We start from the raw sequence: 26,067 nt of genomic DNA on the forward strand, positions 1-26,067 counted from the left end.
TGCCTGGTCAGGCCGCCCCCTCGCGGGCACGACGTTGCAGAGCGTAGCGCTGGAATCTGGGGAAGCCCTCGGAAGATCAACTCCGTCGACGGAAGGGTGGGGGCGACAAAAAAGGGACCGTGTCGGCTATCGCCGGCACGGTCCCTTTCTGTGTACGGAAACTAGTCCTTCATCAGCTCGCGAGCGTTGCGCTCCAGGTCGTCGAGACCACCGCACATGAAGAATGCCTGCTCGGGGAAGTGATCGAACTCACCCTCGCTGATCTTCTTGAACGCCTCGACGGTGTCCTTGACCGGCACGTACGAACCCTTGATGCCGGTGAAGACCTCAGCCGCGTAGGTGTTCTGCGAGAGGAAGCGCTCGATCCGGCGGGCCCGGCCGACCGTGATCTTGTCTTCCTCGGAGAGCTCCTCGATACCGAGGATGGCGATGATGTCCTGCAGGTCCTTGTAGCGCTGCAGGATCCGCTTCACCTCGGAGGCGACGGTGTAGTGCTCCAGCCCGACGTACTCCGGCGCGAGGATCCGCGAGGAGGACGCCAGCGGGTCCACCGCCGGGTAGATGCCCTTGTCGGAGATCGACCGCTCCAGGTTGGTGGTCGCGTCCAGGTGGGCGAAGGTGGTCGCCGGCGCCGGGTCGGTGTAGTCGTCCGCGGGGACGTAGATCGCCTGCATCGAGGTGATCGCCTGACCCCGGACCGACGTGATCCGCTCCTGCAGCTCGCCCATCTCGTCGGCGAGCGTCGGCTGGTAACCCACCGCACTCGGCATACGGCCGAGCAGGGTGGAGACCTCCGAGCCGGCCTGGGTGAAGCGGAAGATGTTGTCGATGAAGAGCAGCACCTCCTGCTTCTGCACGTCCCGGAAGTACTCCGCCATGGTGAGCGCGGAGAGGGCGACCCGCAGACGCGTGCCCGGCGGCTCGTCCATCTGGCCGTAGACCAGGGCGGTCTTGTCGATGACGCCGGACTCGGTCATCTCGTGGATGAGGTCGTTGCCCTCACGGGTCCGCTCCCCCACCCCGGCGAAGACCGAGGTACCACCGAAGTTGTTCGCCACCCGGATGATCATTTCCTGGATGAGAACGGTCTTGCCCACGCCCGCGCCACCGAAGAGGCCGATCTTGCCACCCTTGACGTACGGGGCGAGCAGGTCGAGCACCTTGATGCCGGTCTCCAGCATCTCGGTCTTCGGCTCAAGGTCGGCGAAGGCCGGGGCCTTCCGGTGGATGCCCCACCGGTCGGACACCTGGAGCTTCTCGCCTTCCTTGAGGTTCAGGCACTCGCCGATCGCGTTGAACACGTGACCCTTGGTGCCGTCACCCACCGGAACCATGATCGGGCTGCCGGTGTCGCGTACCTCGGCGCCGCGGACCATACCGTCGGTCGGCTGCATCGAGATGGCGCGGATCATGTTGTCGCCCAGGTGCTGGGCGACCTCGAGGGTCAGCGTCTTGTCTCCACCGGAGAGCGAGACGGTGACGTTGAGGGCGTTGAAGATGTCGGGCATCGCGTCGCGCGGGAACTCGGCGTCGACGACCGGGCCGATGACCCGTACCACCCGACCGGTGGCGGTCTTCGTCTCTACTGGTGCAGTCATCACACTTCACTTCCCGACGCGGCCAGCGCGTTGGCGCCGCCGACGATCTCACTGATCTCCTGGGTGATCCCGGCCTGGCGGGCCGAGTTCATCTCACGGGTGTACCTGCCGATCATGTCCTCGGCGTTGTCGGTCGCGCTCTTCATCGCGCGCCGACGGGCCGCAGACTCGCTCGCCGCCGATTCGATCAACGCCGCGTAGATGCGGGTGTTGATGTACTTCGGCAGCAGCGCGTCGAGCAGCGCCTCCGCCTCCGGCTCGAACTCGTACGCCGGGAGCAGGCCCTCGGACCGGGGCCGGTCCTCGACCTCCATCGGGCCGATGATCCGGGTGACCGGGTTCTGCGTCATCAGCGACTTGAACTCGGTGTAGACGATGTGCAACTCGTCCACGCCGAGCACGCCGTCGATGCCGGCGTCGCCGCCCTCGTCGTCCGCGCCGTGGGTGAACGCCTTGATCAGCGTCTCTCCCACCTCGCGGGCGTCGGCGAACGTGGGCTGCTCCGAGAAGCCGGTCCAGCTCGCCGCCACGGGACGGTTGCGGAACTTGTAGAACCCGACGCCCTTACGACCGATGACGTAGAGCACCGGCTCCTTGCCGTCGTTACGCAGCCGGGCCAGCAACGACTCGGCCGTCTTGATCGCGTTGGAGCTGTAACCGCCGGCCAGGCCGCGGTCACTGGTGACCACCACGACCCCGGCCCGCCGAACCCGCGGGCGGGCGGTGAGCAGCGGGTGATCGATCGCCGCGTTGGACGCCAGCGCGGTGAGCACACCGGTGATGGCCTGGGCGTACGGCAGTGATGCCGCCACCCGGGCCTGGGCCTTGGCGATCCGGCTCGTCGCCACGAGCTCCATCGCCTTGGTGATCTTCTTCATCGACTTCGCCGAGCGGATTCGTTGACGAAGAACGCGAACCTGGGCCGCCATTGCTCAGCCCTACTTCTCTGCCGGCTGGTCGGTCCCGCCGTCGCGGTACCGGGTCACGGTCTCGCGGTTCTCGTCGCCCTCGAGCGGCGCGGCGGCCGGGTCGTTGACCTTCACCTCGTCCTGGTTACCCAGGAACTGCTGCTTGAACCGGCCGATGGCCTCGTCAAGGGCGTTGGTGATGTCGTCGTTCCAGTTGTTGGCGGCGATCGACTGCATGGTCGGCGCGTAGTTGCGGCCCAGGAAGTCGAGGAACTCGTTCTCGAACCGGCGGACGTCGGGGACCGCGATGTCGTCGAGCTTGCCCTCGGTGCCGGCCCAGACCGACACCACCTGCTGCTCGACCGCGAACGGCGAGTAGTTCGGCTGCTTGAGGAGCTCGACCAGGCGGGCGCCACGCTCGAGCTGGTTACGGGAGGCCCGGTCCAGGTCGGAGGCGAAGGCCGCGAACGCCTCCAGCTCGCGGTACTGGGCCAGGTCCAGCCGAAGCCGGCCGGCGACCTTCTTCATCGGCTTGACCTGCGCCGCGCCACCGACCCGGGAGACCGAGGTACCGACGTTGATCGCCGGCCGGACACCCTGGTTGAACAGCTCACCCTCAAGGAAGATCTGCCCGTCGGTGATGGAGATGACGTTGGTCGGGATGAACGCCGAGATGTCGTTGCCCTTGGTCTCGATGATCGGCAGACCGGTCATCGAACCGCCACCCAGCTCGTCGGAGAGCTTGGCGCAGCGCTCCAGCAGGCGGGAGTGGAGGTAGAAGACGTCACCCGGGTAGGCCTCGCGGCCCGGCGGGCGACGCAGCAGCAGCGACACGGCGCGGTACGCCTCGGCCTGCTTGGTCAGGTCGTCGAAGACGATCAGGACGTGCTTGCCGCCGTACATCCAGTGCTGCCCGATGGAGGAGCCGGCGTACGGAGCGATGTACTTGAAGCCGGCCGGGTCCGAGGCGGGCGAGGCGACGATGGTGGTGTACTCCATCGCGCCCTGCTCCTCAAGCAGGCCCTTCACGGAGGCGATGGTGGAGGCCTTCTGGCCGATCGCCACGTAGATGCAGCGGACCTGCTTGGTCGGGTCGCCCGACCGCCAGTTGTCGCGCTGGTTGAGGATCGTGTCGATGGCGACCGTGGTCTTGCCGGTCTTCCGGTCACCGATGATCAGCTGACGCTGACCCCGGCCGATCGCGGTCATCGCGTCGATGGCCTTGATCCCGGTCTGCAGCGCCTCGGTGACACCCTGGCGGGCCATCACGTTCGGGGCCTGCAGCTCCAGCTCACGGTAGCCCTCGTTGGCGATCTCACCGAGGCCGTCGATCGGGTCACCGAGTGCGTTGACCACACGACCGAGGAAGGCGTCGCCGACCGGGACGGAGAGCACCCGGCCGGTGCGCTTGACGCGCTGCCCCTCCTCGATGCCGGTGTAGTCACCGAGCACCACGGTGCCGATCTCGCGGACGTCGAGGTTCAGCGCCACACCGAGCGTGCCGTCCTCGAACTCCAGCAGCTCGTTGGCCATCGTCGAGGGGAGTCCCTCGACGTGCGCGATGCCGTCACCGGCGTCGGCGACGGTGCCGACCTCCTCGCGGGAGATGTCGGGCGAATAGGAGGAGACGTAGCGCTCCAGGGCGCCGCGGATCTCCTCCGACGAGATGGTCAGCTCGGCCATCCTCTGCTTCCTCTATTCAGGGCCCGGAGTTAACTCAGAGCGGCAGCTAAGTACGGCGTTCTGCGTTCAGCGCTTGCTGAGCGCGTTACGGGTTTCGGTGAGTCGGCGCAGGATGGTGCCGTCGTAGAGATCGGCACCGACCTGGACGCTCAGCCCGCCGAGCACGTGCGGGTCGACCGTCTGCTTGACGGCGACCTCCCGACCGTAGATCTCGGTCAGCTTGGTGCTCAGCCGGCGCTCCTCATCCTCACCGAGGGGCGCCGCGACGGTCACGTAGGCCACCTGCCGGTCGCGGCGGTCGGCGGCCAGCTCCACCAGGCGGGTGAGCCCGTTGGAGAAGGACCGTCCGCCGAACCCGGCCAGGGCCACCTCGGCGAGGCGGATGGTCGACGGCTTGGCCTTGCCCGAGAGCAGTGTCCCGACCAGTTCGGCCCGCTGCGCCACCGGCGCGATCGGGTCGGAGAGGGCGTTGCTCAGAGCGGTGTCCGCCCCGACCACCTGACCGAAGCGGAACAGCTCGTCCTCGACCTCACCGAGGTCGCCGGCCCGGTCGGCGCTGGCGAGCAACGCCTCGACCCCGAGCCGCTCGGTCCCGTCCAGCAGTTGGGACGGGGCCGACCAACGGCCGCCCACCAGTACGGTGAGCAGCTCCTTGGCGTCCGAGGTGACCTTGTCGCCGATCAGGCTGCCCAGCAGGGCGCCCCGCTCCTCACCGGTTCGAGCCGGGTCGGACAGGGCCCGCCGCAGCCGCGCCTCACGGCGCAGCAGATCGGCCACGGCGAGGATCCCGTCGGCGGTGTCGGTGATCGCCGACGGCTGGGCGGTCTGGGCGTACGCGTCCAGACGTTCCGCGGCGGCGCCGTACGACTCCCGGCTGGCGGCCTGCATCAGCGGGCCCCCGCGCTCTCAAGGCCGGTCAGGAACCGCTCGACCGTGCCCTTCTGACGCGCCTCGTCGGCCAGCGACTCACCGACGATCTTGCTAGCCAGGTCGACGGCGAGCGTGCCGACCTCCGCGCGCAGTTCGCGCACGATGGTCTGCCGTTCGGCGGCGAGCTGTTCCTTGCCGAGCGCGATGATCCGGTCGGACTCCTCGCGCGCCTTGGCCAGGACGTCCTGTCGGATGCCCTCGGCGTCGGCCCGCGCGTCGTCACGGATCTTGGCGGCGTCGGTACGCGCCTCCGCCAACTGGGCCCGGTACTGCTCGAGCAGCTGGTTGGCCTCGGCCTGCGCGACCTCGGCCCGCTTGATGCCACCCTCGATCGCGTCGACGCGCGCCTGGAAGGTCTGCTCCATCCGCGGGAAGACGAACTTCATCAGCACGAAGCAGAGGATCGCGAAGGCGACCGAGCCAACCACGATCTCCTGCCAGAGCGGGAGAATCGGGTTGTGCTCTGTCGCGCCTTCAGCAGCGAGTGAATACATATGAACCCTCCGTTGACGAAGGCCGGCGGGACCTAGAGCGCGCCCTGCCAGATGAAGCCGAACGCGATGCCGAGCAGGGCGAGCGCCTCGATCACGGCGAAGCCGATCCAGACGTAGGGCAGGGTGATCCGCGACGACTCAGGCTGACGCGCGGTCGAGTTGATGTACGCGGCGAAGACCAGGCCGACGCCGATACCCGGGCCGATGGCGGCAAGGCCGTAACCGATGGCGGCGACGCTGCCCTCTACTGCGGCGATGTCCATTAGTGGGTTCCTCCTGGTTATCACGCGTGACGGTCACGCGGGACGACAACGGTTGTGCGGTTGTGGAATCAGTGCTCTTCGGCGACAGCGCCCTGGACGTAGCTGGCGGTCAGCACGACGAAGACGTAGGCCTGCAGGACGATGACCAGTCCTTCGAGGAAGGTCAGCGCGACGGTCATCACCCAGGAGAGCACCGAGACCGGAGCCAGCAGCGGAGTCGCGTTGATCATCGCGAAGCCACCGAGGGTGAAGACCAGCAGGAGCATGTGGCCGGCGAACATGTTCGCGAACAGACGCACGGCCAGTGAGAACGGGCGGACCAGGAACGTCGAGAAGAACTCGATCGGGATCAGCAGCGGCAGGATGTACCACGGCGCCGGCGGGATCAGGGAGTGCTTGAAGAACTTCCCCGCTCCGTGGTGCCGGATACCCACCCAGATGAACATCACGTAGCTGATCGCCGCGAAGATCGCCGGGAAGGCGATGTGCGAGTTCGGCGAGATCTGGATCAGCGGAACGATGCTGAACAGGTTCGTCAGCAGGATGAAGCAGAAGAGCGTGGTGAAGTAGGGCGCGAAGGCGACTCCGCGGTGCCCGATCATCTCCACGGCAATGTTGTTGCGGACGAAGCCGTAGATCGACTCAGCGAACCACTGCTTCTTGGTCGGCACCAGCTGCGGGTTCCGGTAGCTCAACAGGAAGAAGAGGATGAGCAATCCGGCCGCGAGCCAGACCAGCAGGGTGATCTTGGTGACCCAGAGCGAATGTTCGCCCCAGGGGGCGATGCTGGGCAGGAAGAAGTCCCCCACGCTGGGTGGAAACGGGGAATCGCCCTCCGCGAGGACGACCGTTTGTCCGATCACCGCGTCCCTTCCCTAGTTAGGCGGCGCGCCGAGCCGGCGGATGACCAGGTAGATCCCCCCGGCCGCGCCGAGCACTACCCCAATTCCGATGGCGACGCCACCGGTATCGAGCCATCGGTCGACCAGCCAGCCGATGAGTCCCCACACCAACATCCCTGCGATCAGGTACGCGAGCGCGGTCCATCCCTGACCGGCGTTGGGCGGCGGATAGTCGCCCGAGCCGTCAGCGGAGTGGGGGGTTTGGTCACCGGCCATGACGGGGCGAACGATATCAGCCAGAAAGACGAGGCAAGGAGGCACCCCCCGCACAACCGATGTGTGTGGGCGTCTTCGGGCGCGGCGTCGTCTGGAGGCACGCTACTCCGCTTCGGCCCGCTGGGAAATGACCGATCACGGACAGTCTTTTACGCGCTGGTCGCCTCGGCGAGTCGCCGAAGGTGAACGGTACTGATCCACCAGATGTGCACACCGGTCCAGACGACCACCGCGACGGACAACCCGAGCGCCAACGGCACCAGTCCTGGCCAGCCCGTAGCCGCCGCGGCGGCCATCAGCACCCCGAACACCGAAAATTTGGCCACGTACATCGCCAGACCGAACGGTAGGACCAACTGCGGGTCCAACGAATCGGCCCAGGCGACAACCAAAGTGGAGGATGTATAACTGAGAGTGACCACAGCAACGCCGATCGCCGCACCGATGGCACCGGCCGTACCGACGGTGAGGCCGCCGACGAGCGCGGACAGGGCGATCAGCGCCGCCGAGGCGGCCAACAGCGGCGGCAGATGCCGCAGTCGCCAGTAGCGGTCCGCCGGCACGACCGGCTCCGCGACACCTGCGACCGACCCCGGGTCGACGTTCTGTTCGGTCGGGACAGGGTCTGGGGTCTCGTCCGGGACGGCCTCGGCCCGGTCCCGCGTCAGCTCAGCCACGGGGGTACGCCGGGAAGCTCGCGACCAGGTCCGCGACATCGCGGGCGACCTCGGTCAGAGTGTCGGCGCCCCCCGCGGCGGCCGGGTCGGTCCGGATCGCCCGGGAGATCAGTGTCGCGATCTGCCGCATCTCGCCCTCTCGCATACCTTGTGTGGTGACGCTCGGCGTGCCGACCCGGATCCCGGAGGCGACCGCCGGCTTACGCGGGTCGTACGGAATCGCGTTCTTGTTCAGGGTGATCGTCGCCCGGTCCGCCCGCTCCTCCGCGTCCCGCCCGGTGACGTCCAGCCCACGCAGATCGACCAGGGCCAGGTGGGTGTCGGTGCCCCCGGAGACGGGACGCATCCCCTCCGCCGTCAACCCGTCGGCCAACGCCCGCGCGTTCCGGACCACCTGGGTCGCGTACGCCTTGAACTCGGGTTGCGCGGCCTCGCGCAACGCGACCGCCTTCGCCGCGACGGCGTGCATCAACGGCCCACCCTGGGTGAAGGGGAAGACAGCCTTGTCGATCCGGTCGGCAAGCGACTCCCGACAGAGGATCATTCCGCCGCGTGGCCCCCGGAGCACCTTGTGGGTGGTGAAGCAGACCACGTCCGCGTGCGGCACCGGCGACGGAATCGCCCCACCGGCAACCAGGCCGATGAAATGCGCGGCGTCCACCATCAGGTACGCCCCGACCTCGTCGGCGATCTCGCGGAACCGGGCGAAGTCGATCAGACGGGGGTAGGCGGTGGCGCCACAAATGATCAGCTTCGGTCGGTGCGCGATCGCCAGGTCGCGTACCTCGTCATAGTCGATCAGCTCGGTGTCCCGGCGCACGGTGTAGCCGACGGGCGCGAACCACTTACCGGAGAAGTTGACCCGGCTACCGTGGGTCAGGTGACCGCCGTGCGGCAGTTCCATCGCCAGCACCGTGTCACCCGGCTGCACCAGCGCCGCGTACGCGGCCAGGTTCGCGCTCGCCCCGGAGTGCGGTTGCAGGTTGGCGTGCTCGGCGCCGAACAGCTCCCTGGCCCGGGAGATACCGATCTCCTCGGCCCGGTCCACCTCGGCGCAGCCGCCGTAGTAGCGCCGGCCCGGATAACCCTCGGCGTACTTGTTGGTCAGCGTCGAACCGAGCGCGGCCAGCACCGCCGGCGAGGTCAGGTTCTCGCTGGCGATCAGTTGCAACCCGCCCCGCAGCCGGTCCAGTTCACCCAGGACCACGCCCGCGATCTCCGGGTCGGTGGCCGCCAACTCGTCGAAGTCGGGTCCAAAGAACGTGCTCATCGTGGTCTCCTCGTCGGGTGCGCCACCGCTGTGGAGTGTACGGAGGACCCTCCGTGTAATCCACGCACGCCCTGCTCAGGGGTGGGATGGACGACCACGTTCGGGGCCACGACGGCGACCCGGCTCAGGGCAGCAGCGTGGCGGCGAGCGGGTCCACCGTCTCTTCGATCTCGTCGGCGACCCGGCGGAAGGACTGGTCGCCCCGCCCCCACGGATCGTCGAGGTCGTCCGTCGGCAACGGCTCGCTGCCCTGCCGGGCCGCGTCGACCGCCGCCACCAGCTCGACCCCACGGGCGTAGACCGCCTCGGGGGTGGCCGCCGCGGCCGGCAGCCGGGAGAGGTCCGCGGTGGCGAGCAGCCGGCCGAACTCACCGAGCACGAAGGTACGCGCGGCCGCGTCCGGGCGGAGCGCGACGACGTACTCCTGCTGGTCTGCGGTGGCGGTCAGGACCAGGTCGGCGGCGTCGATCTGGTCCGAACGGAGCTTGCGGGCGGCGAAACCCTCGACGGCACCGCCGCGCAACAGAACCTGACGGGCGGCGGGCGGGTTCATCTCCTCGCCCGCGTGCCAGCCGCCGGTGCCGGCGCTGTGACTGTGCAGCAGCTCGTCGGCGAGCGCCTGGTCGACCGGCGTACCGTCCGCGTGTCGGGCGAGCCGCTCGCGGATCGCAAAGGTGAGCAGCCGTTCGGCCATCGGCGAGCGGCAGATGTTGCCCATGCAGACGTGCAGGACGGTGAACGGCGGCACTCAGCCCCCCTGGGCCTGAAGGTCGGGCACGACGTCGCGGAGCTTCTCCCACGGGATCGCCCCCTGCCGGACCACCCGGGGCACCTCGCCGGTGAGGTCGACGATCGTGCTCGGCACCGGGTCCGGGCAGGGCCCGGCCTCCAGGTAGGCCCGGACCGCGTAACCAAGCTGGTCGCGGGCCTCCTCGGCGGTGACCGCCGCCGGCTGTCCGTGCTTGTTCGCCGAGGAGACGGCCATCGGGCCGGTCTCCCGGAGCACCTCCAGGGCCACCGGGTGCAGCGGCATCCGGACGGCCACGGTGCCGGAGGTGTCGCCGAGGTCCCACTGCAGGCTCGGCGAGTGCTCGACGATGATCGTCAGTGCCCCCGGCCAGAAGGCCGCGACCAGGTCACGGGCGGCCTGCGGCAGGGTGAAGACCAGCCCGTCCAGGGTGTGCCGGGAACCGACCAGGACCGGCGAGGGGACGTTACGGCCCCGCCCCTTGGCGTTCAGCATCGCGGTGACGGCGTAGGGCGTGAACGCGTCGGCGCCGACGCCGTAGACCGTGTCGGTCGGCAGGACGATCAGTTCACCGTTCTTGACCGCCTCGATCGCGGCGGCGATCCCACGGTCGCGCTCGGCGAGGGACCGGCAATCGTAGAGCATCACGAGGAGCCAGTCTGCCACGCCGGAGCGGCTTCGTCGGCACTGGTGCCGGCCGAACGACGTGCGGTGACGAACCGGGGCCGACCAGCCAGGTCGGGATGGTCCCGTACCTCCGCGAAGGCGCCGTGCGCGCGGAGCAACGCCGGCACCGCCTCGGCGTGGGTGTCATCGTGCTCGATGCCGAGCAGCCCACCGGGGCGCAGCAGGGCCGCGGCGCGGTCCAGCACCGGACGGATCACCGCCAGGCCGTCCGCGCCACCGAAGACCGCCTCCGCCGGGTCGTGATCGGCCACCTCCGGGGGTACGGCGATCGCCTCCGGCACGTACGGCGGATTGCAGAGCAACACGTCCACCCGCCCGGCCAGATCGGTGAGCAACCCCGGATCGGTCACGTCGCCGGCCACCACCTCGATCGGCCGGTCCCCGGCGGCGGCCCGCTCGGCGGCGTTGCGGCGCAGCCAGACCAGCGCCTCGGTGGACCGCTCGACCGCCACCACCCGGGCGCCCGGCACCTCGTCGGCGACGGAGAGTGCGATCGCACCGCTGCCGCTGCAGAGGTCGACCACGACCGGATCACCCGCCCCACCCGTACCGCTGGCCTCGCCGGCTATCCGTTTCGCCGCGTCGACGCCGACACCGGCGAGCAGTTCCGTCTCCGGTCGGGGGATGAAGACACCGGGTCCGACCGCCAGCTCCAGGTAACGAAACGGTGCCGATCCGAGCAGGTGCTGCAACGGTTCACGGCCGGCCCGCCGGGCCACCAACGCCCGAAACCGCTCCAGTTGGGCGGGGGTGAACCGGGCGGTCAGCGCCAGTCGTCCCCGCGAGATGTCCAGCACGTACGCGGCCAGCAACTCGGCCTCGACCCGTGCCGGTCCGATCCCGGCCGCGCTCAGCACCCCGGTCGCGTCGGCGACCGCGACCGAGGGACGCAATCGTTCTGACCCTTCGGCGGGCTGCTGTAGGAAATCTGTCACGCCATAATCATGAGACGTCGGGTGGGGCACCGGTGACGGGTGCCGGCCGTCCGCGATTCGTAGGAGGTTTGCGCGTGAGCTGGCTCGACCAGGTCAAAGACCAGGCCGAGGTCCTCATGCACGCCCGCAGCCTGATGGAGGCTGGCCGGTCGGCCGCGGCGTGTCAGACCTTCGAGCAGGTCATCGGCACCACCGACGACCCGTACTCGCGCGCCGACGCACTGGTCCAACGCCTCTCCGCGCTGATCAACCTGGGTCGCACCGCCGAATACACCACCGCGGTCGAACGGGCCTTCGAAGCCGCCCGGGACCTGACCGAGCCGTACCTGCACGGGCACCTGCACGCGCTCGCCGCGCTCGCCGCCCACGACCACGGGGCGCTCGACCGGTGCGTCACCCACCTGGTCCGCAGCGCCCAGGCACTGACCGCGGTGGAGGACCCGGACCGGGAAACCGCGTGGGGCTGGCACGACCTGGCGATGGCCTACTCGTACCTCAGCTTCCACGGTTACGCGCTCGCCGCGATCGAACGGGCCCGCCAGCTCGGCGCCGCCGCCGGGATACCGGACGAAACCTTCGCCGCCCCCGGGATCAGGCTCCGCAACGCGGTCACCCTCGACCACCACGGCGACAGCGACGGCTGCCTGCGGGTGCTCCGCGACATCGGCGGCGACCTGGAGCGGTTCATCTCCGTCGGCGGCGGCGAGCGGCTCCGACCGAGCAGCCTCTGCGCGTACGGCTACGCGGTCGCCCGGCGGGCCGCGCTCGGCGAGTCGACCGAACTGCCGGCCGGGATCTCCGCCGCCGCCCTACTCGGCCAGGGCGGGGACGGCGCCCGCGCCCGGGACATGCGGCAGCTCGGCGAGGCGTGTCTGGCGATCGCGGCCGGGCGTCCGATCGAGGCGATGACCCGACTGGAACGACTCACCGTCGCCGCCGAGACACTCGGCGCGGCCGAACACGCCCGGTTACGGAGCCTGGCGTACAGCAGGGCCGGCGACCATCCGGCCGCGCACCGGGCGGACCGGTTCGCGTTCCGGCTCGCCGCGCAGCGCAACGACCGCCTCCGGGACGTCTACGTGGACGGGATCGCGGCCCGGATCGACCACGAGGAGCTGCGCCGCGAGGCAGCCCGGTACGAGGACGAGGCCCTCACCGATCCGCTCACCGGCCTGCCGAACCGCCGCCGGCTGGAGCGCTACGTCGCGGCGATGGTCGGCCGGGGCGAGCGGGCGGTGATCGGGGTCTGCGACCTCGACGGGTTCAAGGCGGTCAACACCGCGCACGGCCACCACTCCGGGGACCTGGTACTGCAACGCATCGCCGGGGTGATCAACCGGGTGATGCGGCGCGGCGACTTCGTGGCCCGCTTCGGCGGCGACGAGTTCGTGGTGGTGCTGCCGAGCGCCGGCATGGCCGAGGCCGCCGAGGTGGGGCGCCGGATCAGCACGGCGGTACAGGCCGAGGACTGGGCCGCGCTGGTACCGGGCACACCGGTCGGGGTCAGTGTCGGCTTCGCCGAGGTGAACGGCACCGCCGCCGGGCTACGGGAGGCGCTCGGCACCGCCTTCAGGGTCGCTGACCGGGAGATGCTGCGGGCCAAGAGCCAGAGCCGGCCCCGCGCCACACTCTCCTGACCACTGCCCGGCGGCGCCGCTTCGGCCCGCCGGGGATGTGTGCCGTCGGACGGGTCAGCGCCGGGAAAGCTCGTTCTCGCCGGCCAGCCGGGCCGCCCGGTCCGCCTCCGTGAGCGCGCCCAGTACGGCCTCCAGGTCGCCGGCGAGCACCAGGTCAAGGTTGTAGGCGGTGTAGCCGATCCGGTGGTCGGTGATCCGGTTCTGCGGGTAGTTGTAGGTACGGATCCGCTCGGAGCGGTCGACCGTACGCACCTGCGAACGGCGGGCGTCGGAGGCAGCGGCGTCAGCCTGCTCCTGGGCTGCGGCGAGCAGCCGGGCACGCAGGATGCGCAGCGCCTGTTCCCGGTTCTGGAGCTGGCTCTTCTCGTTCTGGCAGGAGACCACGATCCCGGTCGGCAGGTGGGTGATCCGCACCGCCGAGTCGGTGGTGTTGACCGACTGGCCGCCGGGGCCGGACGAGCGGAACACGTCGATGCGCAGCTCGTTCGGGTCGATGGTGACGTCGACGTCCTCCGCCTCGGGCAGCACCAGGACACCGGCGGCACTGGTGTGGATCCGGCCCTGGGACTCGGTCACCGGCACCCGCTGCACCCGGTGTACCCCGCCCTCCCACTTCAACCGGGACCAGACCCCGTTGCCGCCCTCCGGTACGCCCTTGGTCTTGACCGCGAGCGAGATGTCCTTCACCCCGCCCAGGTCGGAGTCCTGCACCTCAAGCACCTCGGTCACCCAGCCGTGCCGCTCGGCGTACCGGGTGTACATCCGGAGCAGGTCACCGGCGAAGAGCGCGGACTCGTCCCCGCCCTCACCCGCCTTGATCTCCAGGATCACGTCCTTGGCATCGTGCGGGTCACGCGGGGCGAGCAGTTCGGCCAGCCGCTGTTCCAGGACAGGCAGCGAGTCGGCCAGCGTCTCCGCCTCGGCGGCGAAGGAGGCGTCCTCGGCGGCGAGTTCGCGGGCGGCGTCGAGGTCCGACCGGGCCTGTGTCAGCTCACCGGCGGCCTTGTGGATCGGGGTCAGCTCCGCGAACCGGCGTCCGACCCGCCGGGCGACAGCCTGGTCGGCGTGGATGGCCGGATCGGCCAGCCGCTTCTCCAACTCCGCGTACTCGTCGAGGAGTCCCGCCAACCGCTCACTGCTCATTGCCCGTACTCCTTATGGCGACCGGAGGAACGCGGCCTGTGCCGGCCGGGAAAACCGCGGCGGGATTCCTTCCGCGGGCAGATACGGACAGCGCCCGCGACCCGGTACGAACCGGGACGCGGGCGCTGTCGACGCAGCTACTTGGCCTTCTTGGCCTGAACCTTGGCGTACTTCTGCTGGAACTTCGCAACCCGGCCGGCGGTGTCGAGAACGCGCTGCTTACCGGTGTAGAACGGGTGGCAGGCGCTGCAGGTCTCGACGTGGATCGAGCCGCCCTTGGCGGTGCTGCGGGTGGTGAACGTGCTACCGCAGGAACAGGTCACCTCGGTGGTGACGTACTCCGGGTGGATGTTGGGCTTCATGTCGCCTCGGTCCCTTTCGTCAAGTGGTCGCCGGGTCGCCGTCACTGCTCGTCACGATCGCGTGGCGCGCTCGGGCGTGAACCGGAACCGGTGGCCGATTGACCAGTGTGCCATGGGCCTCGACCCACCCCGAAATCGGGCTGCACACCGGATCCGTGGTGGTTAACGTACCTCCACCCCTACGCATTCCCCTGACGCCGGAAGGCACACCCCGTGACCACCCCTGTGCACGTACCCGAGACCCCGATCGACCGTCTCTTCGACCCCTCGGACCTGGCCACCGCCGTCACCGAGGGGCACGTACGCGCGCAACGCCACCCCGAACTGCCGCTGAGCGTCTACAACTACACCGAGGCGGCCAGCTACGCCGGTGTCTGGACACCGGTGACGTTGGCCTGCCGGGGGCTGATCGTGGACGACGTGACCGGGGCGGTGGTGGCCCGGCCGTACCCGAAGTTCTTCAACCACGACCAGCCGGAGGCACCGGACCTCCGGTTCGACGCGGCGGTGACGGTGACCGACAAAGCCGACGGTTCGCTCGGTGTGATCTACCCGACTCCGGACGGGTACGCGGTCGCCACCCGGGGCTCGTTCAGCTCGGACCAGGCCCGGCACGCCACCGACCTGCTCCGCGCCCGGTACCCCGGGTTCGTACCGCCGGCCGGACTCACCGTACTGGTCGAGATCATCTACCCGAGCAACCGGATCGTGCTCGACTACGCCGGCCTGGACGACCTGGTCCTGCTCGGTGCCGTCGAGATCGGCACCGGGCGAAGCCACGGCCCGGCGGCGGTGCCCGACTGGCCCGGACCGGTGGTGGACACGCTGCCGTACCGGACCCTCGCCGAGGCACTGGCCGCACCCGCGCGGGAGAACCGGGAGGGGCTGGTGGTGCACTGGCCGGACACCGACCAGCGCGTGAAGATCAAATACGCGGACTACGTACGCCTGCACCGCCTGGTGTTCGGCCTCAGCGCCCGAAGCGTCTGGGACATCATGGTCAACGGCGGCAGCCTGGCCGCGCTGGTCGAGCCGCTGCCGGACGAGTTCCACGTCTGGGTGGAGAAGGTCGCGACCGAACTGACCGCGACCGTCCAGGCCCGCTCCGACGCCATCGAGTCCGCGTACGGTGAGATCGTGGCCGGGCTACCGGACGGCTGGACCCGGCGCGACTTCGCCGGACGGGCCCTGGCCCACCCGGAACGCGCCGCCCTCTTCCTCCGTCTCGACAACCGGGACTACCGCTCACTGCTCTGGCAGCAGGCCCGGCCAACCGGCGACCGCACCCCGCACAGCCCGGAGTAGAGAAATGACCCGACTGATCCTCACCCGAGGGCTGCCCGCCTCCGGCAAGACCACCTTCGCCCGCAAACTCCAGCCGGGGGTGGTCCGGGTCAACCGAGACGACCTGCGCCGGATGCTGCACGGCACCCGCCTCTTCACCCAGTGGGCCGAAGGGCAGGTCACCGCCGTGCAACGGGCGCAGGTCGAGGCGCTGCTCCGCGCACGGGTCGACCTCTGCATCGACGACACCAACCTGCGGTCGAAGACCGTACGGGAATGGGCCGAACTCGGCGCCCGGTTTGACGCCACCCTGGAAGTGCACGACTTCACCGACGTACCCGTCGACGAGTGCGTACGCCGCGACGCCGACCGGCCGGAGCAGGACCGGGTAGGCGAGGGGGCGATCCGGCGCATGCACGAGCGTTACCTGGCCGGGCGCAACCTTCCGCTGCCGGTGCCGTACGTGACCCCGGGCGGCCCGGCCACCGTCTACCAGCCTCCCCCGGACAAGCCCGAGATCGTGCTGGTCGACATCGACGGCACGGTGGCGCTGATGGGGGCGCGCAGCCCGTACGACATGAGTCGGGTCGGTGACGACCTACCGAACCCGTCGGTGATCGCCGCGGTCCGGGCGATGCACGCGGCCGGCTACGGCGTCGTGTTCTGCTCCGGTCGGGACGACTCCTGCCGGGTCGAGACCGAGGCATGGCTCGACCTGCACGTGGCCGTACCGCACCTGGGCCTGTTCATGCGTCCGTACGGCGACAGCCGCAAGGACGCGGTGGTGAAGCGGGAGATCTTCCAACGGGAGATCCACCCCCGATACCAGGTGATCGGCGTCTTCGACGATCGGATGCAGGTTGTCCGCATGTGGCGTGACCTGGGCCTGACCGTCTTCCAAGTCGCCGACGGCAACTTCTGAGGTGTAAGGAAGGGCCCCTTGTTATCGCTTTTTGTATAGGAAGGGGCCCTTCCTAACGCCCGGGCGCGGGCGACCCGGCGGGCGCGGGCGGCGGGTGGGCGCGGGCGTGGGGCGGGCGCGGGCGGCGGGTGGGTACGCGAAAGGGCACGGCCGGAGCGGCCGTGCCCTTACCTGTCGTCGCGGCGGGTTACTCCCCCGGGGTCGACTTCGCGATCTGCATCAGGAACTCGATGTTGGTACGGCTCTGCTTGAGCCGGTCCAGCAGCAGGTCCAAGGCGGCCTGCGAGTCCAGCGAGTGCAGCACCTTGCGGAGCTTGTGCGTGATGGCCAGCTCCTCCGGCGCGAGCAGGATCTCTTCCTTACGCGTACCGGACGGGTGGATGTCGATGGCCGGGAAGACCCGCTTGTCGGCGATCTTCCGGTCCAGCTTCAGCTCCGCGTTACCGGTGCCCTTGAACTCCTCGAAGATGACCGTGTCCATCATGGACCCGGTCTCCACCAGGGCGGTGGCGAGGATGGTCAGCGAGCCGCCGTTCTCGATGTTGCGGGCCGCACCCAGGAACCGCTTGGGCGGGTAGAGCGCGGTCGAGTCGATACCACCGGACATGATCCGGCCGCTGGCCGGCGCCGCCAGGTTGTACGACCGGCCCAGCCGGGTCACCGAGTCGAGCAGGACGACCACGTCGTGGCCGAGTTCGACCAGGCGCTTGGCCCGCTCGATCGCCAGCTCCGCGACGGTGGTGTGGTCCTGCGGCGGCCGGTCGAACGTGGCCGCGATGACCTCGCCCTTGACCGAGCGCTGCATGTCGGTGACCTCTTCGGGCCGCTCGTCGACCAGCACCACCATCAGGTGGCACTCCGGGTTGTTGTGCGTGATCGCGTTGGCGATCGCCTGCAACACCATGGTCTTACCCGCCTTCGGCGGGGAGACGATGAGCGCCCGCTGGCCCTTGCCGATCGGCATGACCAGGTCGATGACCCGGGTGGTGAGGATGTGCGGCTCGGTCTCCAGACGGAGCCGTTCCTGCGGGTAGAGCGGGGTCAGCTTGTAGAACTCCGGCCGCCGCTTCGCCTCGTCCGGCTCCATCCCGTTGATGGTGTCGAGCCGCACCAACGGGTTGTACTTGTCCCGGCGCTGCTCGCCGTCGCGGGCCGCACGGACCGCGCCGGTGACCGCGTCACCGCGACGCAGGCCGTACTTCTTGACCTGGGACATCGACACGTAGACATCGTTCGGGCCGGAAAGGTAGCCGGTGGTCCGGACGAAGGCGTAGTTGTCGAGCACGTCGATGATGCCGGCGACCGGGACGAGCACGTCGTCCTCGTTGACCTGGGGCTCACGGCCACCGGTCGTCTCGGTGCCCTCCGGCCGGTCGTTGCGCCCCCGACGACGGTCACGGAACCGGCTGCGACGGCTGCGACGGCCACCGCCCTCACCGTCGTCGTCGATGTCGTCGTTGCGGTCGTTGTTGCGGTCACTGCCGCGCTCGACGTTGCGCTCGTTGTTCCGCTCGCCGTTGCGCTCGTTGTTCCGCTCGCCGTTGCGCTGACCGCGCTCGGCCCGGTCGTTGCGCTCGCCCCGCTCGGCGCGGTCACCACGCTCGGCACGGTCGCCCCGCTCAGCGCGCTCGCCCCGCTCGGCCCGGTCACCACGCTCGGCGCGGTCGGCACGATCCCGGCCCCCACGGGCCTCGCCCCGCTCGGCCCGGTCAGCACGCTCGGCGGTCTCCGCCGCCGGCTCCTCGGCCTTCGCCTCGGTAGTGGTGGCGGCGGTCGCAGCAGCGGCACGGTTGGACCGGCGAGAGGAACGCTCCCGCCCGGTCGGCTCGGCGGTCGCCGGCTGGGACTCGTCCGCGCCACGCCGTTCGGCGGTGTCGCGCACCTCGGCACGTACCTCGTCGCGCGCCGGAGCGGCCGCGGCGGCGACCTCGGCCCGGGGACGCGGCGGGCTACCCGCGGCAGCGCCGCCCTGTCGCTCGGAGATCGCGCTGATCAGTTCGCCCTTGCGCATCCGGGCGGTACCGGAGATGCCGAGCGACGCGGCCAGGCTCTGCAGCTCCGGCAGCAGCATCGCCGACAAGCCGGTGCCAGTCCGGCGGCGACGGACGGGACCCGCGGTGGCTTCGCCAGCGACGTTGGAAACATCCGACGTCACGTCGGTGGTGTCGCTCAATGGATTCCTTCCCTCGATAAGGCCGGGGCTACCCGGGATCGACTAACAAGGTGGCCGGGCGGCCTCGGTACACCCGCCTCGCGTCGCGCGTAACGGGAGTCTGTAACACAGCAGCCGGTTTTCCCGACTCACCAAAGGTCGGTGAGCAGTCTTCGCCGTCTGCGGCGACCGGTTGGAAAAACTGCGGTGCGGCGTGGGCCTAAGCAAGGGTGAGACGGGCTAACCGCCGAAAGCTTCGGGGGTGCACCGACCCGCAGGAGATCGCATGCTTCGCGGCTGTGCTAAGTCTAGAGCGTAATCAACTCTTCCGACCTGCGGCAACAGGGTCCCGCTCGGCGTGTCCAAGTCTAACCCTATCAACCAGGGCGCCGGTCACGTCTACTGGCAACAACCGAACGGACCAACCGATTCCCGGGTCGAACTCCTCCGGCACCGTGGACAGGGCCAACACCGTCGGACCGGCCCCACTGACCACCGCCGCCACACCTGCCTCGCGCAACGCCGTGACCAGGGCGGCTGTTCCCGGCATGCCGGCCGCCCGGTAGTCCTGGTGCAGCCGATCCTCGGTGGCCGGGAAGAGCAGCGACGGGTCCACGGTGAGCGCGTGCACGAGCAGCGCCGCCCGTCCGGCGTTGCGCGCGGCGTCGCCGTGCGGCACCGTGGCCGGCAACGCCGCTCGGGCCACGGCCGTGAGGCCACGTTCTTCCGGTACGAAGAGAACGGGCGTGACGGCGTCGGACGGCCGCAGCGTGACCGCACGGGCCCCGGCAGCCTCAATTGGCTCGATGGCCACAGCGTTCACATTGGCCACGTCGGAACTCGCCACGGCGGAAGCAGCGGAACTCGCCACGGCGGGAACAGCGGTTTCGGTCCAGGCGATGGTGAAGCCGCCGAGCAGGCAGGGCGCCACGTTGTCCGGATGTCCCTCGATCTCGGCCGCCAGCCGTAGCGCACCCGCGTCGTCCAGCCGGTCCGCGCCGTCGACGACCAGCGCCCGTGCCAACTCGACACCCGCGACGATCGCCGCCGACGAAGAACCGAGGCCACGGGCCTGCGGTATGCCGTTCACGCAGTCCAACGCGAGTCCTCGCGGCTGACCACCGAGCAGGTCGAAGGTGGCGCGCATGGCCCGTACCACCAGGTGGGTGTCGTCGTCGGGAAGTTCGCCCGCACCGGCACCGGTCACCGTGACCTGGCAGCCGCCGGCGGTCACCCGCGCGCTGACGTGGTCGTGGAGCGCGAGCGCGAGGCCGAGCGAGTCGAAGCCCGGTCCGAGGTTGGCGCTGGTCGCGGGCACTCGGACCCGGACCGGCTCGGAAACGAAGGACAACCCCATCCGGTCATGCTAGAGCGGGCGGCCGGCAGGTCTGCCGGACGCCCGCGAGGTGATCAGCATTCGGACGGCGGGTCGCCGTTTCTACTCGTCGGGGTCGGTCGGAGCCGGCGGTACGGCGTCATCCGGCCGCGCCGACCGTTTCGGTTGCCGCCCGACGCCGCGCAGTGCGAGTCGTAGGGCGTACTCGATCTGGGCGTTGATGCTTCGTAGGTCGTCGGCGGCCCACTTGGCGATCATGTCGTACACCTGTGGATCGAGTCGGAGCAGGAGTTTCTTGCGTTCGGCCATCAGCCGGACCGCCTCTAGCTGTAGAGAGACCCGGCGTTGACCACCGGCTGGGCTGCCCGGTCTCCGCAGAGTACGACGAGCAGGTTCGCCACCATCTGCGCCTTGCGTTCCTCGTCCAATTCGACCACGTGCTCCTCGCGGAGCCGCTCCAGGGCGTTGGAGACCATGCCGACCGCGCCCTCGACAATCTTGAACCGGGCCCCGACGATCGCGCTCGCCTGCTGGCGGGCGAGCATCGCCTGGGCGATCTCGGGAGCGTAGGCCAGGTGGGTGGTACGGGATTCGAGCACCTCGACGCCGGCCATTTCGGAGCGTTCCCGCAGTTCGTGGGTGAGTTCCTCGCTCACCACCGCACTGTCGCGCAGGCTGGCCCGTCCGGAGTCGTGTGCCTCGTACGGGTAGCTGGTGGCGAGGTGGCGGACCGCCGTCTCGGCCTGGACGGCGACGTACTCGACGTGGTCGTCGACCGAGAAGACGGCCTTGGCCGCGTCGACCACCCGCCACACCACGACGGCGGCGATCTCGACCGGGTTGCCGTCGGCGTCGGAGACCTTCAGCCGGGCGGTTTCGAAGTTGCGTACGCGCAGCGTCACCTGGGTACGGGCGGTCAGCGGCCAGGTCCAGTGGAAGCCGGCGTCCCGAATGGTGCCGACGTATCGGCCGAAGAACTGGACCACCTGGGCGTTGTTGGGGTTGACGATGGTGAAGCCGGTGCCGGCCACCGCGACGACCACGAGGTAGCTCGCCGCGCCGGCGATCAGGGCCGCGTCACTGGCGCCGGTGGCGGCGATGACACCGACCGCCGCGCCGGCGAGCAGCACCAGCAGCGCGACCATGGCGAATCCGGACATTCGGTAGACCACTCGCTCCATGACATCTCCTTAGTAGCAAAGTGATATCACCAAGATAGCGTTCCACCGACGGTCGAGCAAGGGCGGAACGAACGCAGACCGCTACCCGACAGCGTTCGCCGGCACGACGGCGTCCGTACCGGAGAGGGAGAGCCGGCGGGTGGCGATCCGCCAGCCGACCGCGTACACCAGGGTGACCAGGCCACAGCCGGCGAGCACCACCCGCTCGTCGACGTGGTCCACCACCGCGGCGACCGCGAGCTGGCTGATCGAGATGGCGAACGTGGCCAGCATCAGGTCGATGGCGAACACCCGACCACGTAACCGGTCGGGCACCTCGCCCTGCAGCGCGAAGTTGGAGAGCACCCAGTTGCTTCCACCGGCGAAGTGGGCGACGAAGACCAACGCCAGGACCAGCGGGAACCAGTCGACCACCGACACACCGAGGTAGGCCAACCCGTAGCCGGACATCGACAACGCCAGCCCCGGCAACAGCCAGGACCGCCGGTTCAGCACCCGGCGCATCAGCACCGGACCGGCGACCGACCCGGCACCCCGCGCGGCGAAGAGAAGCCCGGCGCCGACCGCGCCCACCCCGTACACGCCGGCCAGCAGCGGGAAGACGGTGAGCACACCGTTGCCCAGCCCGACCGCCGACTTCACCGTCACCAGTGCCCGCAGTCGTGGCCGGGCGGAGATGTAACGCAACGCCTCACCCAGCGCCGCCCAGCCCCGCTGCGCCGGCTCGGCGTGGTCGCGCGGAGCCTGCAACGGGCGACGGATCAGCCCGGCCAGGCCGGCGGCCACGGCGAGCGCCGCCGCCGCGACCCAGAAGCAGGCGTACGGACCGACGGCCTCGCTGAGCAGCCCGCCGAGCGAGGCACCGACCACCGCCATCGTGCCCCAGGCGGCTCCGGCGACCGCGTTGCCGACGGCGAGATCCTCCGGCGCCAGCACGTTCGGCAGGGCCGCCTGTGCCGCGGGCGAGTAGAACGCCTTCGACACCGCCACCGCGCCGACCGCGACCAGGGCCAGCCAGGCCGTGCCGGCACTGCGTACCGCGAGCAACAGCAGGATCGCGACCAGCGCGCTCAGGTTCGCCACCATCATGATCTTCTTGCGGTCGAGCCGGTCGGCGAGCATGCCGCTGTACGGCAGCATCAGCGCGGTCAACCCGGTGTCGACGGCGAGTACCAGCGCTCCCCAGACGCCGCTGCCGGTGAGCTGCGGCAGCAGGACCAGCAACGGCACCATGACAAACCAGTCGGCGCCAAAGACCACCAGTTCGGCGCAGAAGAGGTTGCGGAAGTCACGGTTTCGGACGAGAACCTGCAGTGGAGACGACGACACGTCCCCGGACCCTACTCCCGCGACAGCCCTGGAAACGCGTCGTCCCGGACCAGTAGATCATCGGTCCGGGACGACGCTGTACTGACGAGCGGCTGGCGGCTACTCGGTCGGCGGCAACGGCGAACGCTTGGTCCGCGGCAGCCGCAGCACCTCGAACTGGTCCGTACCGTCGACGAGCGCACCGGACGGCCGAGAGGCCGGCTCGGAGGCGGAGGTGCCCGCCGACGATCCCGATCCCGACACGCCCGCTCCGACCAGCACCGGTTCACGCTCCGACCCGGTCGGGGCGGCGCCCGTGCCCTGGCCACGCCGCAGCCGGCGCCGCTCCTTGCGGCCCTCGACCATCGTGTAGAGGGTCGGGACCAGCAGCAGGGTGAGCAGGGTGCTGCTGAGCAGACCGCCGATCACGACCACGGCGAGCGGCTGGGAGATGAACCCGCCTTCGCCGGTCAGGCCGAGCGCCATCGGCAGCAGGGCGAAGATGGTCGCGATGGCGGTCATCAGGATCGGCCGCAACCGGCGCCGGGCTCCCTCGACCACCGCCTCCTGAACGCTCAGTCCCTGTTCCCGGTACTGGTTGATCAGGTCGAGCAGGACGATCGCGTTGGTCACCACGATGCCGACCAGCATCAGTGCCCCGATCAGCGCCGGCACGCCCAGCGGCGTACCGGTGACCAGCAGCAGGATGATCGTGCCGGTGGCCGCGAACGGGATCGAGACCAGCAGGATCAGCGGCTGGATCAGGCTCCGGAAGGTCGCCACCATGATCACGAAGACGATCGCGATCGCGGCGAGTACGGCGAGTCCCAGGTCGGCGAAGGCGTCCGCCTGGTCCGCGCTGACACCACCGAGGGTGAAGGTCGCCCCCGGTACGTCCAGCGCGTCGAGCTTCTTGGTCAGCTCGGCGCTGGTGGCGCCGAGGTTCGCGCCGGTGGCCGTACCGGTGACGGTGACGCTGCGCTCGCCGTCGATCCGGGTCACCGAGACCGGGCCAGCCACCTCGTTGACGGTGGCGAGGTCACCAAGCTTGACCGGACCGACCGGGAGCGCCTTGAGCTGCTCCACCGTGGCCGGAGCGGCACCGAAGCGGAGCACCACGTCCTGCTGGTCGTTGTCGAAGGTGACCTGTCCGAGCGGGCTGCCCCGGAACGACTGCGCGACGAGCTGCCCGACGGCCGCCTCGGAGAGCCCGAACTGGGCCGCCTTGGCCCGGTCCACGGCCACGTCGATGCGGGGCGCGCTGTCGGCCAGGCCGGACTCGATGTCCTCCACGCCCGAGGTGTCGGCCATCGCCTGCCGCGCCTGCTCGGTGGCGCGGGCGAGGACGTCGTTGTCGGACGCCTGTACGACGACCGCGACCTGGTTGGTCGACTGGCCGCCCCCACCGAAGGTGATCTCACCGGCGTTGCTCAGCTTGTCGAACTCGGACCGCAGGGTGTCCTTGAGCGGGCCTGCCTCGGTCCCCTCCTTCAGAGCGACCGAGAAGCTCGCGGTGGCCGCGCCGCCGCCCCCCTCCCACGGGTTGCCCCCGCCGCCGGCGGTCACCTGGTACGTCTCGATCCCGTCGTGCCGGGCCAGGATCCCCTCGATCTGCTTGGCCGCCGCGTCGGTCGTGGCCAGGCTGGTACCGACCGGCATCTTCTGGCTGATGCTGATGGTGTCCTGGCCGGAGTCGTCCAGGAAGTTGGTCTTGAGCTGGGTGGCGAGGCCACCGGTCGCGAAGAGCACCACCAGCCCGATCAGCAGCGTCGCCACCCTGCGCTTGGTGGCGAACCCGATCAGCGGCAGGTAGGCCCGCTGCAACGGGCTACGCAGCTCCTTCTCCTCGGCCGCCGCGCGGACGGCCGCCTCGCCCTCGCCAGCGGCTGCCGGCTTGAGGAACCAGTACGCCAGCACCGGAATGACGGTCAGCGACACCAGCAGGGAGGCGAGCAGTGCCACCGTGACGGTGATCGCGAACGGGGCGAAGATCTGGCCGACGAAGCCACCGACCAGGGCGATCGGCGCAAAGACGGCGACCGTGGTGAGGGTGGAGGCGGTCACCGCGCCGGAGACCTCCCGGACACCGGTGATGATCGCGTCGCGCTTGTCCTCGCCGTACCCGAGGTGTCGTTTGATGTTCTCCAGCACGACGATCGAGTCGTCCACCACCCGGCCGACCGCGATGGTCAACGCGCCGAGGGTGAGCAGGTTGAGCGAGTAGTCGCCGATCCAGAGGGCGATCAGCGCGACCAGCACGGAGAGCGGGATGGAGACCGCGGTGACCAGGGTGGACCGGACCGACAGCAGGAACACCAGGATGACCAGGACCGCCATCACCAGGCCGAGCAGGCCCTCGGTGGTCAGGCTCTCGATCGACTTCTCCACGTACGGTGCCTGGTCGAAGACCACGGCCATCTCGGAGCTCGACGCCTTGCCGAGGTCGGCGAGCTTCTCCCGGATCTCGTGCGAGATCTGCACCGCGTTGCCGTCCGGCGACGCGGTGACCTGGATGCCGAGGCTCTCCTTGCCGTTGGTCCGGGTGAACGCGGTCGCGGGGGCGACCTGCTGCTCGACGGTGGCGATGTCGCCGAGCTTGGCCGGGGCGGCACCGGGGTTGGTCGGGCTGACGAAGATGCCGCGCAGTTCCTCGATGGTGGCGATCCGGGAGCCGATCTGGACCGTACGCGCCTGGGCGCCCTCGACCAGGGTGCCGGCCGGGATGGCGACCCCGTTGGCCTTGAGCGCGGCGCCGATGGCGGTCGGCGCGATGCCGGTCGCGGCGAGCTTGGCCGGGTCGGGGGTGATCACGACCTGCTGTTCGGGGGCACCGGTGACCTCCACCGTGCGCACCCCGTCGATCCCCTCAAGTTCGGGCACGACCGTGGTCCGGAGCCGCTCGGCCAGGGCCTGCTTGTCCCCGGCGCCGCTGGCGGCGAGCACCACCGCCGGCAGGTCGTCGGTGCTACCGGCGAAGACCAGCGGGTCGACACCTTCCGGCAGTTGGGTGCTGATCCGGTTGAGCGACGTCTCCATCTTGTTCACGACACTGTCGAGGTCGGTGCCGAACTCGTACTCGACCTGGACGGTTGCCGCGCCTTCCCGGGAGGTCGAGGAGACCTTGGTGAGGCCGGCGATTCCCTGGATGCTGTTCTCGATCGGCTCGGCGACCTGCGCCTCGACGATCTCGGGCGAGGCGCCCGGGTAGCTGGCAACGATGAAGGCCGCCGGGAACTCCAGCGACGGTAGGAGTTGCTGCTTCAGCGAGGGTACGGCGAACAGCCCGAAGCCCGTGATCACCACCGCGATGAGGGCGACCAGCCCTCGGTTGGCGAGACTGAGTCTGGCAAACAACGACATGGGCGAGCTCTCCTGGAGAAAGTCAGGGCGCGACACGAATATTTTGCCTGATACGAACAATTAGCCTGAGG

Annotated in this window: 24 protein-coding genes; 3 read left to right on the forward strand and 21 right to left on the reverse strand. The window is 69.7% G+C overall.

Translation table 11 applies throughout. The annotated features are described in order from the left end of the window. Positions 1-161: 161 nt before the first annotated feature. The 13 genes from atpD to prmC all read right to left on the reverse strand — a co-directional run bounded on the left by atpD (position 162) and on the right by prmC (position 11,311). Entirely contained in the window at positions 162-1,598 is a 1,437-nt protein-coding gene (gene atpD / locus ACIBF5_RS20140; protein WP_396813722.1) for a F0F1 ATP synthase subunit beta, read from the reverse strand. Continuing rightward, entirely contained in the window at positions 1,598-2,527 is a 930-nt protein-coding gene (locus ACIBF5_RS20145) for a F0F1 ATP synthase subunit gamma (RefSeq protein ID WP_396813724.1), read from the reverse strand. Before ACIBF5_RS20145 ends, atpD begins: the two co-directional genes overlap by 1 nt. Before the next feature lie 9 nt (positions 2,528-2,536). Continuing rightward, entirely contained in the window at positions 2,537-4,189 is a 1,653-nt protein-coding gene (gene atpA / locus ACIBF5_RS20150) for a F0F1 ATP synthase subunit alpha (RefSeq protein WP_396813726.1), read from the reverse strand. Between the two features lie 66 nt (positions 4,190-4,255). After that, the gene (locus tag ACIBF5_RS20155; RefSeq protein WP_396813728.1) at positions 4,256-5,077 is read right to left on the reverse strand and encodes a F0F1 ATP synthase subunit delta; all 822 of its coding nucleotides are present in this window, start codon (positions 5,075-5,077) and stop codon (positions 4,256-4,258) included. Then, complete coding sequence (locus tag ACIBF5_RS20160) at positions 5,077-5,613, reverse strand: F0F1 ATP synthase subunit B (protein WP_121156753.1); 537 nt, start codon at positions 5,611-5,613, stop codon at positions 5,077-5,079. The genes ACIBF5_RS20155 and ACIBF5_RS20160 overlap by 1 nt, the downstream gene beginning before the upstream one ends. Positions 5,614-5,645: 32 nt before the next feature. Next, positions 5,646-5,876 (reverse strand): F0F1 ATP synthase subunit C, encoded by a 231-nt coding sequence (locus ACIBF5_RS20165; protein WP_396813730.1) that lies wholly within the window; start codon positions 5,874-5,876, stop codon positions 5,646-5,648. A 68-nt stretch (positions 5,877-5,944) separates the two neighbouring features. After that, complete coding sequence (gene atpB, locus ACIBF5_RS20170; RefSeq protein WP_396813731.1) at positions 5,945-6,739, reverse strand: F0F1 ATP synthase subunit A; 795 nt, start codon at positions 6,737-6,739, stop codon at positions 5,945-5,947. A gap of 12 nt (positions 6,740-6,751) precedes the next feature. Further along, positions 6,752-6,994, reverse strand: coding sequence for a hypothetical protein (locus ACIBF5_RS20175; RefSeq protein WP_396813733.1), 243 nt, complete (start codon positions 6,992-6,994; stop codon positions 6,752-6,754). 149 nt (positions 6,995-7,143) lie between these two features. Then, entirely contained in the window at positions 7,144-7,557 is a 414-nt protein-coding gene (locus ACIBF5_RS20180) for a hypothetical protein (protein WP_396813957.1), read from the reverse strand. 106 nt (positions 7,558-7,663) lie between these two features. Further along, positions 7,664-8,941, reverse strand: coding sequence for a serine hydroxymethyltransferase (gene glyA / locus ACIBF5_RS20185; RefSeq protein ID WP_396813735.1), 1,278 nt, complete (start codon positions 8,939-8,941; stop codon positions 7,664-7,666). Between the two features lie 124 nt (positions 8,942-9,065). Further along, positions 9,066-9,689 (reverse strand): phosphotyrosine protein phosphatase, encoded by a 624-nt coding sequence (locus ACIBF5_RS20190; RefSeq protein ID WP_396813737.1) that lies wholly within the window; start codon positions 9,687-9,689, stop codon positions 9,066-9,068. After that, entirely contained in the window at positions 9,690-10,334 is a 645-nt protein-coding gene (locus ACIBF5_RS20195; protein WP_396813960.1) for an L-threonylcarbamoyladenylate synthase, read from the reverse strand. Next, a complete protein-coding gene (gene prmC / locus ACIBF5_RS20200; RefSeq protein ID WP_396813739.1) occupies positions 10,334-11,311 on the reverse strand; it encodes a peptide chain release factor N(5)-glutamine methyltransferase in 978 nt (325 codons plus the stop codon). The genes ACIBF5_RS20195 and prmC overlap by 1 nt, the downstream gene beginning before the upstream one ends. 74 nt (positions 11,312-11,385) lie before the next feature. Here prmC and ACIBF5_RS20205 point away from each other — a divergent pair, with 74 nt between their 5' ends. Beyond that, on the forward strand, positions 11,386-12,948 hold the full coding sequence (locus ACIBF5_RS20205) for a GGDEF domain-containing protein (RefSeq protein WP_396813740.1): 1,563 nt from the start codon (positions 11,386-11,388) through the stop codon (positions 12,946-12,948). A gap of 54 nt (positions 12,949-13,002) precedes the next feature. On the opposite strand, the gene prfA is transcribed toward ACIBF5_RS20205, so the two are convergent. Then, entirely contained in the window at positions 13,003-14,091 is a 1,089-nt protein-coding gene (gene prfA / locus ACIBF5_RS20210) for a peptide chain release factor 1 (RefSeq protein ID WP_396813742.1), read from the reverse strand. Between the two features lie 137 nt (positions 14,092-14,228). Beyond that, positions 14,229-14,453 carry a 50S ribosomal protein L31 gene (gene rpmE, locus ACIBF5_RS20215; protein WP_121156762.1) on the reverse strand — a complete coding sequence of 75 codons (225 nt, stop codon included), beginning with the start codon at positions 14,451-14,453 and terminating at the stop codon, positions 14,229-14,231. A 213-nt stretch (positions 14,454-14,666) separates the two neighbouring features. Here rpmE and ACIBF5_RS20220 point away from each other — a divergent pair, with 213 nt between their 5' ends. Both ACIBF5_RS20220 and ACIBF5_RS20225 read left to right on the forward strand, forming a co-directional pair. Continuing rightward, a complete protein-coding gene (locus tag ACIBF5_RS20220) occupies positions 14,667-15,758 on the forward strand; it encodes an RNA ligase (RefSeq protein WP_396813744.1) in 1,092 nt (363 codons plus the stop codon). Positions 15,759-15,762: 4 nt separating this feature from the next. Further along, positions 15,763-16,659: an AAA family ATPase gene (locus tag ACIBF5_RS20225; RefSeq protein WP_396813746.1), complete on the forward strand. Its 897-nt coding sequence runs from the start codon at positions 15,763-15,765 to the stop codon at positions 16,657-16,659. 187 nt (positions 16,660-16,846) lie between these two features. Here ACIBF5_RS20225 and rho read toward each other — a convergent pair whose 3' ends face one another. From rho to ACIBF5_RS20255, 6 genes are all read right to left on the reverse strand, one after another. Then, positions 16,847-18,832 (reverse strand): transcription termination factor Rho, encoded by a 1,986-nt coding sequence (rho, locus tag ACIBF5_RS20230; RefSeq protein WP_396813748.1) that lies wholly within the window; start codon positions 18,830-18,832, stop codon positions 16,847-16,849. A 298-nt stretch (positions 18,833-19,130) separates the two neighbouring features. After that, positions 19,131-20,168, reverse strand: a complete 1,038-nt coding sequence (thrB, locus tag ACIBF5_RS20235) for a homoserine kinase (protein ID WP_396813750.1) — start codon at positions 20,166-20,168, stop codon at positions 19,131-19,133. Positions 20,169-20,249: 81 nt separating this feature from the next. Then, positions 20,250-20,456 (reverse strand): hypothetical protein, encoded by a 207-nt coding sequence (locus tag ACIBF5_RS20240; RefSeq protein WP_396813752.1) that lies wholly within the window; start codon positions 20,454-20,456, stop codon positions 20,250-20,252. A gap of 14 nt (positions 20,457-20,470) precedes the next feature. Beyond that, a complete protein-coding gene (locus ACIBF5_RS20245) occupies positions 20,471-21,328 on the reverse strand; it encodes an SPFH domain-containing protein (protein ID WP_396813754.1) in 858 nt (285 codons plus the stop codon). Positions 21,329-21,409: 81 nt separating this feature from the next. Then, entirely contained in the window at positions 21,410-22,657 is a 1,248-nt protein-coding gene (locus ACIBF5_RS20250) for an MFS transporter (protein WP_396813756.1), read from the reverse strand. Between the two features lie 99 nt (positions 22,658-22,756). Continuing rightward, complete coding sequence (locus ACIBF5_RS20255) at positions 22,757-25,996, reverse strand: efflux RND transporter permease subunit (protein WP_396813758.1); 3,240 nt, start codon at positions 25,994-25,996, stop codon at positions 22,757-22,759. Between the last annotated feature and the right edge of the window lie 71 nt (positions 25,997-26,067).

The sequence above is a fragment of the Micromonospora sp. NPDC050417 genome (assembly GCF_044458865.1).
GTDB lineage: Bacteria > Actinomycetota > Actinomycetes > Mycobacteriales > Micromonosporaceae > Micromonospora_G.

Excerpts from the sequence above, each read along its gene's own strand:
- ACIBF5_RS20245 (WP_396813754.1), bottom strand. The coding sequence starts at position 21,328 with ATGGAGCGAGTGGTCTACCGAATGTCCGGATTCGCCATGGTCGCGCTG.
- atpA (WP_396813726.1), bottom strand. The coding sequence starts at position 4,189 with ATGGCCGAGCTGACCATCTCGTCGGAGGAGATCCGCGGCGCCCTGGAG.
- ACIBF5_RS20160 (WP_121156753.1), bottom strand. The coding sequence starts at position 5,613 with ATGTATTCACTCGCTGCTGAAGGCGCGACAGAGCACAACCCGATTCTC.
- ACIBF5_RS20240 (WP_396813752.1), bottom strand. The coding sequence starts at position 20,456 with ATGGCCGAACGCAAGAAACTCCTGCTCCGACTCGATCCACAGGTGTAC.
- ACIBF5_RS20255 (WP_396813758.1), bottom strand. The coding sequence starts at position 25,996 with ATGTCGTTGTTTGCCAGACTCAGTCTCGCCAACCGAGGGCTGGTCGCC.
- glyA (WP_396813735.1), bottom strand. The coding sequence starts at position 8,941 with ATGAGCACGTTCTTTGGACCCGACTTCGACGAGTTGGCGGCCACCGAC.
- atpD (WP_396813722.1), bottom strand. The coding sequence starts at position 1,598 with ATGACTGCACCAGTAGAGACGAAGACCGCCACCGGTCGGGTGGTACGG.
- ACIBF5_RS20225 (WP_396813746.1), top strand. The coding sequence starts at position 15,763 with ATGACCCGACTGATCCTCACCCGAGGGCTGCCCGCCTCCGGCAAGACC.
- ACIBF5_RS20175 (WP_396813733.1), bottom strand. The coding sequence starts at position 6,994 with ATGGCCGGTGACCAAACCCCCCACTCCGCTGACGGCTCGGGCGACTAT.
- ACIBF5_RS20155 (WP_396813728.1), bottom strand. The coding sequence starts at position 5,077 with ATGCAGGCCGCCAGCCGGGAGTCGTACGGCGCCGCCGCGGAACGTCTG.
- thrB (WP_396813750.1), bottom strand. The coding sequence starts at position 20,168 with ATGGGGTTGTCCTTCGTTTCCGAGCCGGTCCGGGTCCGAGTGCCCGCG.
- prfA (WP_396813742.1), bottom strand. The coding sequence starts at position 14,091 with ATGAGCAGTGAGCGGTTGGCGGGACTCCTCGACGAGTACGCGGAGTTG.
- ACIBF5_RS20145 (WP_396813724.1), bottom strand. The coding sequence starts at position 2,527 with ATGGCGGCCCAGGTTCGCGTTCTTCGTCAACGAATCCGCTCGGCGAAG.
- ACIBF5_RS20195 (WP_396813960.1), bottom strand. The coding sequence starts at position 10,334 with ATGCTCTACGATTGCCGGTCCCTCGCCGAGCGCGACCGTGGGATCGCC.
- ACIBF5_RS20165 (WP_396813730.1), bottom strand. The coding sequence starts at position 5,876 with ATGGACATCGCCGCAGTAGAGGGCAGCGTCGCCGCCATCGGTTACGGC.
- rpmE (WP_121156762.1), bottom strand. The coding sequence starts at position 14,453 with ATGAAGCCCAACATCCACCCGGAGTACGTCACCACCGAGGTGACCTGT.